This is a genomic window from Streptomyces sp. CMB-StM0423, assembly GCF_002847285.1.
In the GTDB taxonomy this organism is placed as follows: Bacteria; Actinomycetota; Actinomycetes; order Streptomycetales; family Streptomycetaceae; genus Streptomyces.
On record NZ_CP025407.1, the window covers coordinates 7,434,295 to 7,448,820 of the forward strand.

16 protein-coding genes are annotated in these 14,526 nt (G+C 72.9%); 8 read left to right on the forward strand and 8 right to left on the reverse strand.

Going from position 1 to position 14,526, the window contains the following annotated elements; all coding sequences use genetic code 11:
• Positions 1–15: 15 nt before the first annotated feature.
• A complete protein-coding gene (locus CXR04_RS32305) occupies positions 16–1,098 on the reverse strand; it encodes a WD40/YVTN/BNR-like repeat-containing protein (protein WP_101425748.1) in 1,083 nt (360 codons plus the stop codon).
• A 98-nt stretch (positions 1,099–1,196) separates the two neighbouring features.
• Positions 1,197–1,853: a DUF305 domain-containing protein gene (locus CXR04_RS32310; protein ID WP_101425749.1), complete on the reverse strand. Its 657-nt coding sequence runs from the start codon at positions 1,851–1,853 to the stop codon at positions 1,197–1,199.
• Between the two features lie 175 nt (positions 1,854–2,028).
• On the opposite strand from CXR04_RS32310, the gene CXR04_RS32315 reads away from it, so the two are divergent.
• Positions 2,029–3,507: an LVIVD repeat-containing protein gene (locus tag CXR04_RS32315; RefSeq protein WP_442802428.1), complete on the forward strand. Its 1,479-nt coding sequence runs from the start codon at positions 2,029–2,031 to the stop codon at positions 3,505–3,507.
• 106 nt (positions 3,508–3,613) lie between these two features.
• Here the strand turns inward: CXR04_RS32315 and CXR04_RS32320 are convergent, their stop codons facing one another.
• Entirely contained in the window at positions 3,614–4,255 is a 642-nt protein-coding gene (locus CXR04_RS32320; RefSeq protein WP_101425751.1) for a TetR/AcrR family transcriptional regulator, read from the reverse strand.
• Between the two features lie 292 nt (positions 4,256–4,547).
• Between CXR04_RS32320 and CXR04_RS32325 the strand changes: the two genes are divergently transcribed.
• Genes CXR04_RS32325 through CXR04_RS32335 form a run of 3 tightly spaced genes read left to right on the forward strand, consistent with a single transcriptional unit; the run spans position 4,548 to position 6,361 of the window.
• The gene (locus CXR04_RS32325) at positions 4,548–5,036 is read left to right on the forward strand and encodes a DUF402 domain-containing protein (protein WP_101425752.1); all 489 of its coding nucleotides are present in this window, start codon (positions 4,548–4,550) and stop codon (positions 5,034–5,036) included.
• Position 5,037: 1 nt separating this feature from the next.
• Complete coding sequence (locus CXR04_RS32330) at positions 5,038–5,811, forward strand: nucleotidyltransferase domain-containing protein (RefSeq protein WP_101425753.1); 774 nt, start codon at positions 5,038–5,040, stop codon at positions 5,809–5,811.
• A 58-nt stretch (positions 5,812–5,869) separates the two neighbouring features.
• Complete coding sequence (locus CXR04_RS32335) at positions 5,870–6,361, forward strand: hypothetical protein (protein WP_101425754.1); 492 nt, start codon at positions 5,870–5,872, stop codon at positions 6,359–6,361.
• 39 nt (positions 6,362–6,400) lie between these two features.
• Here the strand turns inward: CXR04_RS32335 and CXR04_RS32340 are convergent, their stop codons facing one another.
• The 5 genes from CXR04_RS32340 to CXR04_RS32360 all read right to left on the reverse strand — a co-directional run bounded on the left by CXR04_RS32340 (position 6,401) and on the right by CXR04_RS32360 (position 10,221).
• Positions 6,401–7,099 (reverse strand): HAD family hydrolase, encoded by a 699-nt coding sequence (locus tag CXR04_RS32340; protein WP_101425755.1) that lies wholly within the window; start codon positions 7,097–7,099, stop codon positions 6,401–6,403.
• Positions 7,096–7,785, reverse strand: coding sequence for a phosphatase PAP2 family protein (locus CXR04_RS32345; RefSeq protein ID WP_101425756.1), 690 nt, complete (start codon positions 7,783–7,785; stop codon positions 7,096–7,098). The genes CXR04_RS32340 and CXR04_RS32345 overlap by 4 nt, the downstream gene beginning before the upstream one ends.
• A gap of 10 nt (positions 7,786–7,795) precedes the next feature.
• Complete coding sequence (locus tag CXR04_RS32350; protein WP_101425757.1) at positions 7,796–8,737, reverse strand: M56 family metallopeptidase; 942 nt, start codon at positions 8,735–8,737, stop codon at positions 7,796–7,798.
• A gap of 72 nt (positions 8,738–8,809) precedes the next feature.
• Positions 8,810–9,370, reverse strand: a complete 561-nt coding sequence (locus tag CXR04_RS32355) for a DUF5134 domain-containing protein (RefSeq protein WP_101425758.1) — start codon at positions 9,368–9,370, stop codon at positions 8,810–8,812.
• A gap of 167 nt (positions 9,371–9,537) precedes the next feature.
• On the reverse strand, positions 9,538–10,221 hold the full coding sequence (locus CXR04_RS32360; RefSeq protein ID WP_101425759.1) for a glycerophosphodiester phosphodiesterase: 684 nt from the start codon (positions 10,219–10,221) through the stop codon (positions 9,538–9,540).
• A 336-nt stretch (positions 10,222–10,557) separates the two neighbouring features.
• Here CXR04_RS32360 and CXR04_RS32365 point away from each other — a divergent pair, with 336 nt between their 5' ends.
• The 4 genes from CXR04_RS32365 to CXR04_RS32380 are packed head-to-tail and all read left to right on the forward strand — an operon-like array spanning position 10,558 to position 14,494.
• The gene (locus CXR04_RS32365) at positions 10,558–11,967 is read left to right on the forward strand and encodes a DUF6421 family protein (protein WP_101425760.1); all 1,410 of its coding nucleotides are present in this window, start codon (positions 10,558–10,560) and stop codon (positions 11,965–11,967) included.
• A 41-nt stretch (positions 11,968–12,008) separates the two neighbouring features.
• The gene (locus CXR04_RS32370) at positions 12,009–12,794 is read left to right on the forward strand and encodes an SDR family NAD(P)-dependent oxidoreductase (protein WP_101426716.1); all 786 of its coding nucleotides are present in this window, start codon (positions 12,009–12,011) and stop codon (positions 12,792–12,794) included.
• Complete coding sequence (locus CXR04_RS32375) at positions 12,791–13,891, forward strand: threonine aldolase family protein (protein WP_101425761.1); 1,101 nt, start codon at positions 12,791–12,793, stop codon at positions 13,889–13,891. The genes CXR04_RS32370 and CXR04_RS32375 overlap by 4 nt, the downstream gene beginning before the upstream one ends.
• Positions 13,892–13,918: 27 nt before the next feature.
• A complete protein-coding gene (locus CXR04_RS32380) occupies positions 13,919–14,494 on the forward strand; it encodes a transglutaminase-like domain-containing protein (RefSeq protein WP_101425762.1) in 576 nt (191 codons plus the stop codon).
• Positions 14,495–14,526 lie beyond the last annotated feature (32 nt).

Genomic DNA, 14,526 nt, shown 5'->3' on the forward strand with positions numbered 1-14,526 from the left:
CCCACCCGCCACGTCTCAGACAGCCGCGGCCCGTACGCACAGCACGTCCGGCAGGTGCGCGGCGAGCTGCGTCCAGCTCTCCCCTTCGTCGGCGCTGGCGAAGACCTCCCCGTTGCGGTTGCCGAAGTACACCCCCGCGGGGTCGGCGTCGTCGGTGCACAGCGCGTCCCGCAGCACCGTGCCGTAGTGGTCCTCCGCCGGGAGCCCCGCCGACAGCGGCTCCCAGGTCGCCCCGGCGTCCGACGTGCGGTAGACCCGGCAGCGGTTCTCCGCGGGCACCCGGTCGGCGTCGGCGGTGATGGGGAAGAGGTACGCGGTGTCGCCGCGCGAGGGGTGCGCGGCGACGGCGAAACCGAAGTCCGAGGGCAGTCCTGCGCCGATGTCGGTCCAGGTGGCCCCGGCGTCGTCGCTGCGGTAGACGCCCCAGTGGTTCTGCAGATAGAGCCGGTCCGGGTCGACGGCGTCCCGCGCGACCTTGTGCACGCACTGGCCGAACTCCGGGAACTTCTCCGGCTGGAAGACGACCTGCACGCCGGAGTTCGACGGGGCCCAGCTCGCCCCGCCGTCCACCGTGCGGTACACCCCGCCGGCGGAGACGGCGACCGTCACGGACTCCGCGTCCCGCGGGTCGGTGACCACCGTGTGCACCGCGAGCCCGCCGCCGCCCGGCTCCCACTTCTCCCGCGTCGGGTGGTCCCACAGCGACCGCATCAGCTCGAACGTCTCGCCGCCGTCCTCGGACCGGAAGAGGCCGCCGGGCTCCGTGCCCGCGTACACCACACCGGGGGCCTCGGCCCCCGCGGGCTGCAACTGCCAGACCCGCTCCAGCGAAGTGCCGGTGTCCTGCGGGTACTTCACCGGCTGCTGCCTGGGCTCCTCCCATGTCGCGCCGAGGTCGTCGGAGTGGAAGACCGACGGGCCCCAGTGGGCGCTGTCGCCCCCGGCGAGCACCCGGGGCGCCGCGCCGCGGGTGTCGATGCCCACCGAATAGATCGCCTGGGCCTTGAAGTGGGGCCCGTCAAGCTCCCATGCGCCGCCCCGGCGCCGTCCCAGGAACAGCCCCTTGCGCGTTCCGACCGCCAGCACCACGTCCTGCATAGGGTCCACCTCCGTGCGACCTCGTCGTCGACTACGGGTCAGTCTGCACCCGGCCACTGACAACGCCTCCGGGACGCGCGGAACCGCAGGCCGGGGAGCTATGCCAGCTTCTCCATCCGGCCGATCTCGCTGAGCTGCTGCGCGATCACGCCGGTCGCCAACTGCTCGACGTACTCGTTGTTGCCCTTGCCGAGCACCTCCTCGGCCATCTTCACCGCGCCCTCGTGGTGGGCGATCATCAGCTTGAGGAACAGCGCGTCGAACTCCTCGCCGCGCGCCGCCCGCAGCCGGCCGAGGTCCGCCTCGCTCGCCATCCCGGGCATCCCCTCGTGCCCGCCCCCGTGCCCGCCGCCGTGGCCGTCCTCACCGCCGCCGCCCGGGTTCTCCTCCAGCCACGCCTCCATCACCGCGATCTCCGGCTGCTGCCCGGCGGCGATCCGCTCGGCGATGCTGCGCACATTCTCCGCGCCCGCGTGCTTCTCGGCGAGGTCGGTCAGGACGATCGCCTGCCCGTGGTGCTCGATCATGTCGCGCATGTACGTGGTGTCCGCCGAGTTGGGCCGGTCGTCACCGCGCGCCTCCTCGACCTCGTCCGCGGGGATCGTGGCTGCCTGTTCGCCCGGCTTCCCGGGCGCGATGACGGACGCCTTGCCGCCGTCCCCGGCGTCGTCGGACGAGTCGCCCCCGGTGCAGCCGCCCAGCAGCAGGGCGGCGGTGAGCGGAACGACTGAGGCGAGCGCGCGACGGTGCCGCAAGGTGACCTCCGTACAGGTGGTTCCGGCGAGTTGCCAGGTAGGTCTAGCACGAGCGGGTGCTGACAGGACCAAAAGTTTCCATTACAACTGTGTTTCCGTCTGTTGTTCTGTACATGCTTGGCGAGATACTGCCTTGATTTCAACTGCCGTAGGCGCACCACTGGGAGGGAATCACGTGACGTCACTGCACAGATCACGAACGCGGCGCAGAGGTCTGGCCGCGGCCGCGGCCCTGATCGGGCTCGTGGGCTCGCTGCTGACCGCCGGCACCGCGGCGGCGGTGCCGGGCCCGGGCGACGGGCCGAACGCCCCCAAGAAGCTCAGCAGCACCGAACGTTCGCAGGCGCAGGACGCCATCGAGCGCGGCGACGTGCCGGGTGTGGACGAGATCGACAAGAGTGACAACATCGAGCATGTCGCCCACCTCGACAAGGGTGCCCTCAAGGGCACCAACTCCGACATCGCCTTCCAGGGCCGCTACGCCTTCGCGGGCAACTACGACGGCTTCGTCATCTACGACATCGCCGACCCGAAGAGCCCCGAGGTCGTCAGCGAGGTGCTCTGCCCCGGCTCGCAGAACGACGTGTCGGTCTCGGGCGACCTGCTGTTCCTGTCCACCGACTCGTCGCGCAGCGACGACTCCTGCAGCAGCACCACCCAGCCCGCCACGGAGAAGGACTCCTGGGAGGGCATGAAGGTCTTCGACATCAGCGACAAGCGCAACCCCGAGTACGTCGCCGCCGTCGAGACCGCCTGCGGCTCGCACACCCACACCCTGGTGCCCGAGCGCAAGGACGTCTACATCTACGTCTCCTCGTACTCGCCCAGCGACACCTTCCCCGACTGCCAGCCGCCGCACGACGGCATCTCCATAGTCAAGGTGCCGCGGTCCGCCCCTGAGCGCTCGGAGGTCATCGACTTCCCGGTGCTGTTCCCCGAGGGCGGCAACCCGGGCAGCCCCGGCAAGTCGGCCACCACCGGCTGCCACGACATCACCGCCTTCCCCAAGCTCGGCCTTGCGGCCGGCGCCTGCATGGGCGACGGCATCCTGATGGACATCTCCGACCCGGCGAAGCCGGAAGTCATCGATCAGGTGAGTGACTACGAGAACTTCGCCTTCTGGCACTCGGCGACGTTCAGCAAGGACGGCAAGAAGGTCGTCTTCACCGACGAGCTGGGCGGCGGCGGCGCCGCGACCTGCAACGAGGAGATCGGCCCGAAGCAGGGCGCCAACGGGATCTACGACCTCAAGCAGCGCGGCACGAAGTCCGAGCTCGTCTTCCGCAGCTACTACAAGATCCCGCGGCACCAGGCGGACACCGAGAACTGCGTCGCGCACAACGGCTCGCTGGTCCCGGTGGCCGGCGACCGCGACATCATGGTGCAGGCCTGGTACCAGGGCGGCGTCTCCGTCTGGGACTTCACCGACTCCCGCAAGCCCAAGGAGATCGGCTACTTCGAGCGCGGCCCGCTCTCGGACACCTCGCTCGTCACCGGTGGTTCCTGGTCCGCGTACTACTACAACGGCTATGTCTACTCCAACGACATCGCCAAGGGCCTGGACGTCCTGAAGATCAACGACCGGCGCACGGACAGCGCGCGCTGGGTGCGGCTGCCGGAGCTGAACACGCAGACGCAGCCGGACTACCGCTGATCCGCGGGCACGGCTGACCGGCACCTCGCCGGCCGGCTCCGGTCCGCGTACCGACCGGTCCGTCTTCCGTCCGGTCCGCGTACCCGGCGGTGGCCGCTTCCCGCGGCTACCGCCGGTGCACGGCCTGCACCGGCGTCCCGTCGGAGGGCAGCACGCCCTCAGGCGGGACGCCGAGGTGCCAGTCCAGCCCGTACCGCCGGAACAGCTCGCCGCGCAGCCGGTCGAGCGGCATCGGCACCCCCGGCAGCAGCAGCGCGAAGACCGCGCCCATGAGCTGGGCGCGCAGCATCGGGTACTCGGTGTCCGGGTGGGGCGAGCCCCAGCACGCCACGGTCTCGCGCAGCAGGACCGCGAGCTGCTGCTGCTCCGCGCACTGGATGAAGCCGTCGGCCTGCAGAATGCCCGCCATGTGGTGCCGCATGAGCACCGGGTGGTCCTGCGAGAGGCCCAGGATCGCGTCGATGGCGCGGGCCATCCGCTCCTGCCCGTCCTCCGTGTGGGACGGGCGCTCCAGGGCGGCCCCGAGCGTAAGATGCATCAGCCGGTGGACGGCCGACTGCACCAACTGGCGTTTGCCGGGAAAGTAGTACGAGACCAGACCGCGCGCGGAACCCGCGCGTTCCGCGATGTCTCCCAAGGTCGTGCCCTCGAAGCCCCGTTCGTCGACCAGCTCCACCGTGGCCTGCAGCAGACGCTCCCGGGAACGGCGTCGGAGTTCTTCATTGACTGCGGGCCTGCGGGGGGACATCCTGTAACTCCTGCCTTCACTGGCTGAGAGCCAGTATACTCAGCGAGGCTTCCGGTACTGAGGCGCGCACGCCCGGTGCCGGGGGGAGCGGTGGGCTCGGGCGATGCGGGGGATCGCCTGAGCCCACCATGCTTCGGCGCGGATTTTTCCGTCCTGCCGGGAACCCGGAGTCCCCGTCGGCCGTTTGACGGTGTGAGGCCCCGCGCTCCCCCGTCGCGGGGCCTCACCAATTGCCGCGGTCGGCCGGCCCGCCCGGTACGGTGTCCCGGGGGACGCGTACGGGAGGAAAGGCATGCTGACACCGGGCCGCGAGGTCGAGGTCACGCTGGTCAAGCAGCTCGGGCCGGGCCTGAGTTACCCCGCGGTCGTCGTCCGCGACGACGGCAACCACGCGGTGGTACGGGCCCCCTGGGCCGGCCCGAAGGAGCGCGACGCGGGGTACGTGCGGTTCGAGCAGGGCGACGTGTGGACCGAGCACTTCTGGCGCGACCGCTGGTATTCGGTCAAGGAGATCCAGGCCGCCGACGGCCGTATCAAGGGCTGGTACTGCGACGTGGCCAGGCCCGCCCGCGTCGAGGAGGACCGGGTCACCGTGCACGACCTGGAACTCGACCTCTGGCTCTCCGGCGACCGGCAGACCCTTCTCCGGCTCGACGAGGACGAGTTCGTCGCCAGCGGCCTGCCCGAGCGCGACCCCGGCACCGCCGCCCGCGCCCGCGCCGCGCTCGACGAGCTGGAGGAGCTGGCCCGCACCGGCCTCGACGAGCTGCTGGGCGCCTGACGTGACCTCGCGCGACGCCGCCCGGCCGCTCCTCGACCGCTTCCTCGCCGCCCTGCGCGCCGCCGTGCCGCTGGAGGCGCTGTGGGCCCACGGCTCGCTCGCCCTCGGCGACTACCGCCCGTACCGCAGCGACCTCGACCTCATCGCCGTCGTCCGCCATGACGTCGGCGCCGACCCCGCCGCCCGCGGGCGGCTCAAGGCGCTGCACGGCAGGCTCCACCGCGAGGTGCCGCTCGCCGCCAAGCTGCACTGCTCGTACGTCGCCGTGGACCGCCTCGCCGGCGCCGGTCTCGACCACCTCACCTGGGCGCACGCCGAGTTGTTCAGCCGCCCCGTCACCCCGGTCACCCGGCGCGAGCTGCACACCGGCGCGCTGGTGCTGCACGGCCCCGGTCCTTCCGGGCTGCTCCCGCCGCTGCCGGACGCGGAGTTGACGGAGTTCATCCGCAAGGACCTCGCGGAGTACTGGCTGCCGGCCACCGCCTCGCGGCGGCGGTGGCTGCGCGACGTCTGGGTCGACCTCGGCCCGATCACCGTCGCCCGCGCCGGCGTCACCCTGCGGGAGGGCCGTCTGATCACCAAGGGCGAGGCCCTCGACGTGCTCGCCGCCACCGGCGCCCCCGCGGCCCTGGTCGACGACATCCGCGACCGGCGCTACGCGGAACACCCGGCCCGCACCGCCCCGCTCTGGCGGCTGCGCCGCGCCACCCTGGCCCGCGACTACGTCCGCTCCCGCATCCCCGTCACCCTCGCCGCCTCCGGCGCCGCTCCTTGACAGGGCGGTGCACGGAGTCCACTGTTCCGTGCACTTCCCCACCCCGAACGGGAGTCGCATGGCTGTCTACATCTGCTCGCTCATCGTCGACGAGCCGCAGGTCATACCCGCCGACGGCGAGTACCACATCGTCCGCTTCCCCTACGGCTCCCGCGAGTCGTTCGACGCCCACGGCATGCACCAGGCGGCCCAGCCCGACGGCAAGCGGTCCTCCTTCCCTGACCGCCGCTCCGGCCTGATCTGGCCGAGCCGGGAGGGCTGGGGGTCGCTGACCGCGATGGTGTACTGGGAGAAGGGCGACTACACCGAGGTCCGGGACCGGTTCGTCCGCGACCCCCTCGGTCTCGCCGGCGGCTACGACGCCACCGCCACCGAGGACCACGCCGGCACCCCCGGCGGCGAGTACCGGCACAAGCACCACGAGATCTTCGTCCGGCCGCGCACCCCGCTGGCGTTCCTCGTCCGCCACAACGGCGGCAGGAGCGCGCGTATCACCCACGCGCAGTTCAAGCTGGCCATCCACCCGGCCGCCGAGATGCCGGCCGCCTGAAGCCGAAGTCCCGTGCGGGCGGCGACCGTACGCGCGCTCTCAGCCGACGAGCCCCAGCACCGGCCGCAGCCCGTCCGGGCGTTCGGCGGCCGGCAGGTGGTCCACCGGGAAGTAGCCGCACCCCAGCGCCGTGGCGCCGCCGTCGGCGCGGCGGTCGTCGCCGACCATCAGCACGTCCTCCGGCGCCCGCCCGACCGCCTCGCACGCGACCCGGAACAGCCGCGCGTCCGGCTTCTGCACCCCGTGCTCGTACGACAGCGTGTACGCGTCCACGTACGCGTCGAGCCCGTGCGCGCGGAACACCGGCCGCAGGTCCCAGCCGATGTTGCTCACCACCCCCACCCGCACCCGGCGCTCCCGCAGCCCGCGCAGCACCGCGGCCGCGTCGGGGTACGGGTCCCACGCCGCCGGCGCCATGTGCCGCTCGTACAGCGCCTCGTAGACCCCGTCGGGCCACGGCAGCGGGACCAGCCGGGCCAGGCCCGTGTACGCCGCCCGGTGCCGCTCCATGCTCCGGTCCCGGGTCCGCCACGGCTCCGCCAGCGACTCCGGTATGCCCTCGGGGAAACTGCCGCCCGGCAGCGCCCCCGCGCGCTCCAGCGCGGCGGCGTACCGCGAGACGGCGGCGTCGTCGGCGGTCACCCCCGAGGCGCCGAGCGCCGCGCGCAGCCAGCGCACCGCGGGTTCGACGCGGAACAGCGTCCCGGAGAAGTCGAAGAGCACGGCCTTGGGGCTCATCCGCGTACCTCCGACCGCTCGTCGTGCGGGGACCGCTCCACCGCGCCGTACGCCACCGCAGCGATGGCCGCGATGGCCGCGCCCATCAGGGCGCCGCCGATCACGTCGCTCATCCAGTGCACCCCGAGCCACACCCGGGTGAAGCACACGCCCGCCACCGACACGGCCGCCGCCGTCCAGGCGGCGTACCGCAGGCCCGCCGGCACGCCGGGCATGCGGCTGAGCACCCACAGCAGCAGGCCGCAGACCAGCGCGACGGTCATCGCGTGTCCTGAGGGGAAGGCGGCGTGCGAGGCGGAGTCCACCGGGTGCGCCCACTTCGGCCGGTCCCGGCCGACCCCCGCCTTCAGGGCGTACTGCAGCACCCAGCCCACCGCGACCGCGCCCGCCAGCCACAGCGGCAGCAGCCGGGCGCCGCGCCACAGCAGCCACAGGATCACGGCCAGGATCAGCAGCCGCATGGTCGCGGGATCCCAGATCCAGTCGGTCATGATCCGGTTCGCCTTCGTCCAGCCGGAGTGGGACAGAGCGGCGGAGTGCAGGCGGTCGGCGACCGTCCGGTCGGCGTCCATCAGCGGCTGCCAGGTGGCGGCCACCAGCACCGTGAGCAGGACGCTCAGCAGCGTCAGGACGGCGGCGGTGAGGCGCAGGGCGGGGGAGGCGTGGCGCGGCGCGGCGGCTGTCACGCCGCCGACCCTACGCGAGCGCGCTGAGCCCCGGGCCGAAAGCCACCAGCAGCGGTACGGCGGGCGCCGCCAGCGCGGCGACGGTCAGCCGCAGCCGGCGGGCCGGGGTGAACCGCGGCGCCGCCGCGAGCAGCCGGTCGACGCGCTGCGGGAGGTGGGCGTGGTGACCGTGCCCGGGACCGGGGCCGAACACGCCGCGCTCCTCGTTGAGTTCGACCAGGGCGGTGGCGAACGTCATCCGCCCGAAGCGGCGCGAGGCGACATCGTCGGCGGCCAGCTCGCACAGCCGGTGCACCTCGTCGCGGAACGCCCGGAAGACCGGGAAGCTCGGCACGCCCGCGAGCGCGCCCGCGCAGTGCTGCAGCCAGTGGTGGCGGGCCCGGCTGTGCCCCTGCTCGTGCGCGAGCACCGCGTCGAGCTGGCGTTTCTTCAGCCGGCGCAGCGCGGCCGTGGTGATGATGAGCTGGGCGGCCTGTCCGCCGGGCAGCCACCAGGCGTCGGGGCGCTCGCCCTCCAGCACCACCAGCCGCTCGGCGCCGGTGTCCTCGCCGGGCAGCAGCGGCGCCCTGCGGCGCAGCTCCTCGCGGCGCCGGCGGCGCTGCACCCGGGCGGTACGTACCTCGCGTACGAACATCACGGCTGTCCACAGCCCGCCCGCCGCCAGCGCCACGGCGAGCACCGCGGCCCAGGTGGCGCCGGTGGCGTCGCCGTACGCGTCCCGCACCGCGGCCGGCGCCGGGGCGAAGACCCCGCTGTGCACCTGCGCCCAGGCCGCGGCGGCGCTCAGCGCCATGGCCAGCCCGCAGCACAGCAGCACGGCGGCCACGACGCACTGCCACACCCACAGCGCGAGCACCGGCTCGCGGTCCGCCCACGCGGCGCGGGTCAGCAGCCGGGGCGCGACCACGGCGACGACGACGGCGAAGGCGAGCAGCGTGAGCGGGATCACCATGTGATCAGCGTACGGAGCCGGGGCGCCGGCCGGTACGTGTCCGCCCGTGAAGTGACGGACGACACCGGGGAGTCAGAGGGCGAGGAGCATGGCGACCATGCCCGCCCCCATGCAGACCCGGCACGCACCGGCCAGCTCGGGCCGCGCCGCCCACCCGCCGGCAGCCCCGGCCCCGGCCGGCCCCCGCGGACCCCCTGCTCCCGCGGCGACCGGCCTCAGCCCCCCGTACAGCACATACAGCACGTAGTACGCCAGCAGCCCCGCGGTGACGGCCGGCAGCCCGGTGGTGGCGCCGTGGCCGCCGTGGCCGGCCGCGCCCATGGCCACCGCCATGTACACCATCGCCAGCGCGCCGATCGCGTGGTGCAGATGGTGCCCCGCGGCGCGCAGCGGCAGCACGGCCCGTACGAACGCGGCCCCGAAGACCACCGCGAACGCGCCCGCCGTCCACGCCGCGGGCCCCGGCAGCCCCGCGGGCAGCGCCATCGCCGCCATCCCCAGACCCATGAGCGCGTCCCCCGCGGCGCCGCGCCGCTCCTCCGCGGCGACGGCCCGCATCCGTAGCAGACACAGCCCGGCGACGCCCGCGCACAGCGCGGTCAGCAGCAGGCCGGCGAGCGGCGGTCCGTGCATCCGCGGGCCCCCTCGGACGACGACGGCGGCGGCCCCGCGGCATGACGGCGGAGGCCGGCCGGTGCCGGCCCGGGGCGCAGGGCGCTTTGACGGAAGGCTGCCCGCACGACTGCGCCCGCACCCGAGCGCACAGGCGCAAGGAGCGGGCGCAGGGGGCGCGCGGCGACTCAGGCGGTGAAGCGCACCGAGTGCTTCATCCCGGGGAAGTCCGTCACGACGCCCTGCAGCCCCAGGCCGCGGGCGAGCTTCAGCTCCTCGGGGGTGTTGACGGTCCAGGCGATGACCTTCAGCCCCGCGTCGTGCGCGCGGTCGGCCAGCTCCAGCGTCAGCCGGCGGATGTTCAGCGACAGCATCACCGCGCCGACCTCGCGGGCGCGGTCGACCACCCCGAGCCCGTAGTGGCTGGCGACCAGCACCCGCGGCACCTCGGGCAGCAGTTGCCGCATCTCCGCCAGCGCCTCGTCGTGGAACGACAGCACCTCGACGCGGCCGACGAGGTCGTGCGCGGTCATGGCCCCGGCGAGGGCGTTCGCCGCGGCGACGTCCTTGATCTCGACCTGCAGCCGGCCCTTCACCGCCTCGACCACCTCGTCGAAGGTCGGGATGCGCTCGCCCTGGCCGGCGTCCAGCTCGCGCAGCTCGGCGAGGGTGAAGTCGGCGATGGGGCCCTCGCCGTCCGTCGTGCGGTCCACGTCGGGGTCGTGCATGACGACCAGGTGGCCGTCCTTGCTCAGATGCACGTCGAGCTCGATGGCGTCCATGCCCTCGCGATCCGCGCGAACGAAGGAGCGGATCGTGTTCTCCGGCTCGACGCCCATCAACCCGCGGTGACCGATGGTCAGAAATGACACTGCGCTCTCGCCCTCCGTCGGCGGTCCGTCACAGACTGGCGCAAAGCCTAGGCCAATTCGGGGAGATCGACACCGGTCGTGCGCGGGTCCGCACGGCGGGTCGCTGCGGAGCCGCGGGCGGGGTCACCCGGACGTGGGAGGGCCGCTCCGTGGGGCGGCCCGGGTACCCGTAAGGCGTGAGGGACGGGAAGGGTCAGGGGGGTAAACCATGGATCGCCGGAAGATTTACGTCCCGTACTCCCGGACTGCGCAAGGTTTCCCGGAGGCCCGCTTGAGAGAGGTCCTGGTGCAGAGATACGGTGGGGAAACAGGAAGTTCTTAACGTAGGAGTGGTCCATGACGGAAATTCTTGCTTCCGCAACCGCGGAAGATGACGTTCTGTCCGCCGCGGACGCCCCGCGCGTAGTCGAGCACCCCGCCTGGGTGCGGCTCAAGGCGGCCGTCGAGGAGATCCGCCCCTGGCAGGCCAAGGACGGTTCGATCGACTTCGAGGCCGAGGGCGCACCGGCGCGTCCCGCCGCCGAGGACACGGTCGAGCGCGCCGCCGCCGCGGTACGGGAGCTGTCCCCGCTGGTGCCCCACGACGCCGCCTACCACGACGCCGTCGTCGCCGACCTGCGCCGGTGGGCCGCCGACGGCTTCGGCGTGCCCGACTTCCTGGACTCGGTGCTCGCCTTCCGCCCCGCGGACCACCGCGCCGACGGGCTGCAGCACCTCGTCGTCTTCCCCATGTACACCCAGAACGGCAACCCTGACCGCAACGTCGAGGCCGTCGTCATCCGCGTCGTCTGGCCCGCCTGGCTCGCCGAGCTGGAGCGCACCCGCTACGACAACCCCATGTTCCTCGGCATCACCTTCGAGGACTTCACCGCCGGGTACGACACGAACTCCGCCGTGCTCTTCCCCGAGACCATCGCCATGCGCGAGGTCCCCCCGCGCTTCACCTGGGGCGCCATCTTCTGCGACCGCGAGGCCGCCCGCTTCCGCCGCGTCAGCACCGCCGCCATCGAGGCCACCGGGCTGGAGCTGCCCGAGGAGGCCCGCGGCCTGCTCACCGACCAGGAGCGCGCCCAGCAGACGTTCGTGCTGTGGGACATGGTCCACGACCGCACGCACAGCCACGGCGACCTGCCGTTCGACCCCTTCATGATCAAGCAGCGGCAGCCGTTCTGGATGTACGGCATAGAGGAGCTGCGCTGCGACCTCACCGCCTTCCACGAGGCCGGCAAGCTCGCCGCCGACGGCTTCCCGCAGGGCCGTGACGTGCAGTACACGGTCCTCATGGACCGGCTGTTCCGCTTCCCCGTCACCGGCGAGCGCAACCGCAACTACGACGGCCTCGGCGGCCAGCTCCTCTTCGCGTACCTGCACAAGCACGACGCGCTGCGCTGGACCGACAACCGGCTGTCCGTCGACTGGGACCTGGCCCGCGAGGTCACGGGACGGCTGCGCAACGAGATCGAGACGCTGTACCGCGACGGCATCGACCGCCCGAAGCTGGTCCACTGGTTCAAGGCGTACGACCTGGTGTCCGCCTACCTGGCCCCGCACCCCGGCTCCACCTGGGCCAAGGGCCCCGACGCCCTCGACCTGGCCAAGCCGCCCCGGAAACTCGTGGACGACGTGCTGCCCGACGAGTTTCCCCTCAGCATGTTCTATGAGGCCCTTGCCAAGAAGCTGCGCAAGGTGATCGAGTCGACACGGGGCATCACGGCCGAGACCGCAGAACTGGCGGACGCCGCGTGACGGACCCCGCGGTCGGCAGGGCAGCGGAGGAGGAGATCGTCATGAGCCCCGGGGCAAACGGCAGTAACGGAAACAGCGGGCCGCTGACCGGCGCAGTCGTGGCCGTGGCGGGAGCGGGCGGGCCCGCGGGCCGGGCAGCGCTGTGCCGGCTCGCCAAGGCCGGCGCCGTCCTCGTCGGGTGCGACGCGGACGCCGAGCGGCTGGCCGAGTCCGTCAACGCGGCACGGGCCGCGGGCGGCGGTGCGGCGCAGGTCACCGGCGACACGGTCGACCTGCTCGACCCGCACGCCGCCCATGCCTGGGCGGAGCGCATCGAGAAGGACTACGGCCGCGTCGACGGCCTGGTCCACCTCGTCGGCGGCTGGCGCGGCTCGCGCTCCTTCGCCACCACCGACCTGGCCGACTGGACCGTGCTGCACGACCTGCTCCTGCGCACCGTGCAGCACACGTCCCTCGCCTTCGACGAGCCGCTGCGCCGCAGCGACCGCGGCCGCTACGTCCTCGTCAGCGCCGCCGGCGCCAGCCAGCCCACCGCGGGCAACGCCGCGTACGCCGCCGCCAAGGCCGGCGCCGAGGCGTGGACGCTGGCCATGGCCGACGGCTTCCGCAAGGCCGGGGAGGCCGAGGGGCTGGACGGGCCCGCAGGCGCGGCCGTCATCCTGGTGGTCAAGGCGCTGGTGAACGACGCGATGCGAAAAGCCAAGCCGAACGCCAGGTTCGCCGGCTTCACCGACGTGGACGACCTTGCCGACAACATCGCGGAGGTCTGGGACCGGCCCGCGCAAGAACTGAACGGGACCCGCCTGTGGCTCACCGCACGGCCATGACCACGACGACCACGGGAGCCGCGGGACAGGCTCCGCGCACCGACGCCAAGCGCCGCCACGACCCGGCGGCGCGCGGCTTCGCCAGCGACAACTACGCCGGCGCGCACCCGGAGGTCCTCGCCGCGCTCGCCCTCGCGAACGGCGGCCACCAGGTCAGCTACGGCGAGGACGACTACACCGCACACCTGCAGCACGTCTTCCGCGGCCACTTCGGCATGGACGCCGACGTCTACCCGGTCTTCAACGGCACCGGCGCCAACGTCGTCGCGCTCCAGGCCGTCACCGACCGCTGGGGCGCGGTGATCTGCGCGGACACCGCGCACATCCACATCGACGAGTGCGGTGCCCCCGAGCGCGTCGGCGGGCTGAAGCTGCTGACCGTACCGACGCCGGACGGCAAGCTCACCCCCGAGCTGATCGACCGCGAGGCGCGCGGCTGGGACGACGAGCACCGCGCCATGCCGCAGGTCGTCTCGATCACCCAGGCCACCGAGTACGGCACGGTCTACACCCCGGACGAGATCCGCGCCATCTGCGACCACGCGCACCGCCGCGGCATGCGCGTCCACCTGGACGGCGCCCGGATAGCCAACGCGGCGGCGAGCCTGGACATGCCGATGCGCGCGTTCACCAACGTCGCCGGCGTCGACATCCTTTCCTTCGGCGGCACGAAGAACGGCATGCTCCTCGGCGAGGCCGTCGTCGTGCTCGACCCCGGTGCCGTACGCGCGATGAAGCACCTGCGCAAGCTCTCGATGCAGCTCGCCTCCAAGATGCGCTTCGTCTCGGCCCAGTTCGAGGCACTGCTCGCCAAGGACCTGTGGCTGCGCAACGCCCGCCACGCCAACGCGATGGCCGCCCGCCTCGCCGACGGCGTACGCGGCATCGACGGCGTCGAGGTGCTGCACGCCGTGCAGGCCAACGGCGTCTTCGCCCGGCTGCCGCACGACGTGTCGCTGGCGCTGCAGAAGGATTTCCGCTTCTACTTCTGGGACGAGGCGGACGGCGTGGTGCGCTGGATGTGCTCCTTCGACACCACGGAGGAGGACGTCGACACCTTCGTCGCCGCGATCGCGGAGGAAATGCGGAGGACGTAACCGCCGCATGCCTATACGCTCCTCCGCATGGAACTCCAGCAGGAGCGGCCCGACCTGTCCGCGTACCTCGCCGCCGACGCGGTCGTCGACCACGAGCACCCGCTCGTGGCCGGGACCGCGTACCGGCTGCGCGAGGTCGCGGAGGCGCCGGAGGCGTACGCCAAGGGGGCCTACGAGTTCATACGGGACACGATCCCGCACTCCAACGACGCCGGGGACCTCCGCGTCACCTGCCGCGCCTCGGACGTGCTGAAGGCCCGCACGGGCATCTGCTACGCCAAGGCCCACGCCCTCGTCGCCCTGCTGCGCGCCCAGGGCATACCGGCCGGCTTCTGCTACCAGCACCTCGGTGTGCTGCACGGCCTGGTCGCGCTGCGGCTGCCCGGGCGCGACTGGATCCGCCAGGACCCGCGCGGCAACAAGCCGGGCGTGGACGCGCAGTTCCGCCTGGACCGCGAGCAACTGGCCTTCGCCCCCGACCCGTCCGCGGGCGAGCACGACGACCTGCTGGTCCGCGCGACGCCCCACCCGGCTACCCTCGAAGCGCTCCACGCGGCCACCGACCGCCGCCACCTGGACCGCATCCTCCCCGTCACCCTGTAACCCCGCGCCCGGCACCCACGCCCGCCCCGACC

Coding starts and splice junctions, on each gene's coding strand:
- CXR04_RS32355 (WP_101425758.1), bottom strand. CDS start 9,370: ATGCACGGACCGCCGCTCGCCGGCCTGCTGCTGACCGCGCTGTGCGCG.
- CXR04_RS32350 (WP_101425757.1), bottom strand. CDS start 8,737: ATGGTGATCCCGCTCACGCTGCTCGCCTTCGCCGTCGTCGTCGCCGTG.
- CXR04_RS32340 (WP_101425755.1), bottom strand. CDS start 7,099: ATGAGCCCCAAGGCCGTGCTCTTCGACTTCTCCGGGACGCTGTTCCGC.
- CXR04_RS32375 (WP_101425761.1), top strand. CDS start 12,791: ATGACCACGACGACCACGGGAGCCGCGGGACAGGCTCCGCGCACCGAC.
- CXR04_RS32365 (WP_101425760.1), top strand. CDS start 10,558: ATGACGGAAATTCTTGCTTCCGCAACCGCGGAAGATGACGTTCTGTCC.
- CXR04_RS32380 (WP_101425762.1), top strand. CDS start 13,919: ATGGAACTCCAGCAGGAGCGGCCCGACCTGTCCGCGTACCTCGCCGCC.
- CXR04_RS32325 (WP_101425752.1), top strand. CDS start 4,548: ATGCTGACACCGGGCCGCGAGGTCGAGGTCACGCTGGTCAAGCAGCTC.
- CXR04_RS32335 (WP_101425754.1), top strand. CDS start 5,870: ATGGCTGTCTACATCTGCTCGCTCATCGTCGACGAGCCGCAGGTCATA.
- CXR04_RS32320 (WP_101425751.1), bottom strand. CDS start 4,255: ATGTCCCCCCGCAGGCCCGCAGTCAATGAAGAACTCCGACGCCGTTCC.
- CXR04_RS32305 (WP_101425748.1), bottom strand. CDS start 1,098: ATGCAGGACGTGGTGCTGGCGGTCGGAACGCGCAAGGGGCTGTTCCTG.
- CXR04_RS32370 (WP_101426716.1), top strand. CDS start 12,009: ATGAGCCCCGGGGCAAACGGCAGTAACGGAAACAGCGGGCCGCTGACC.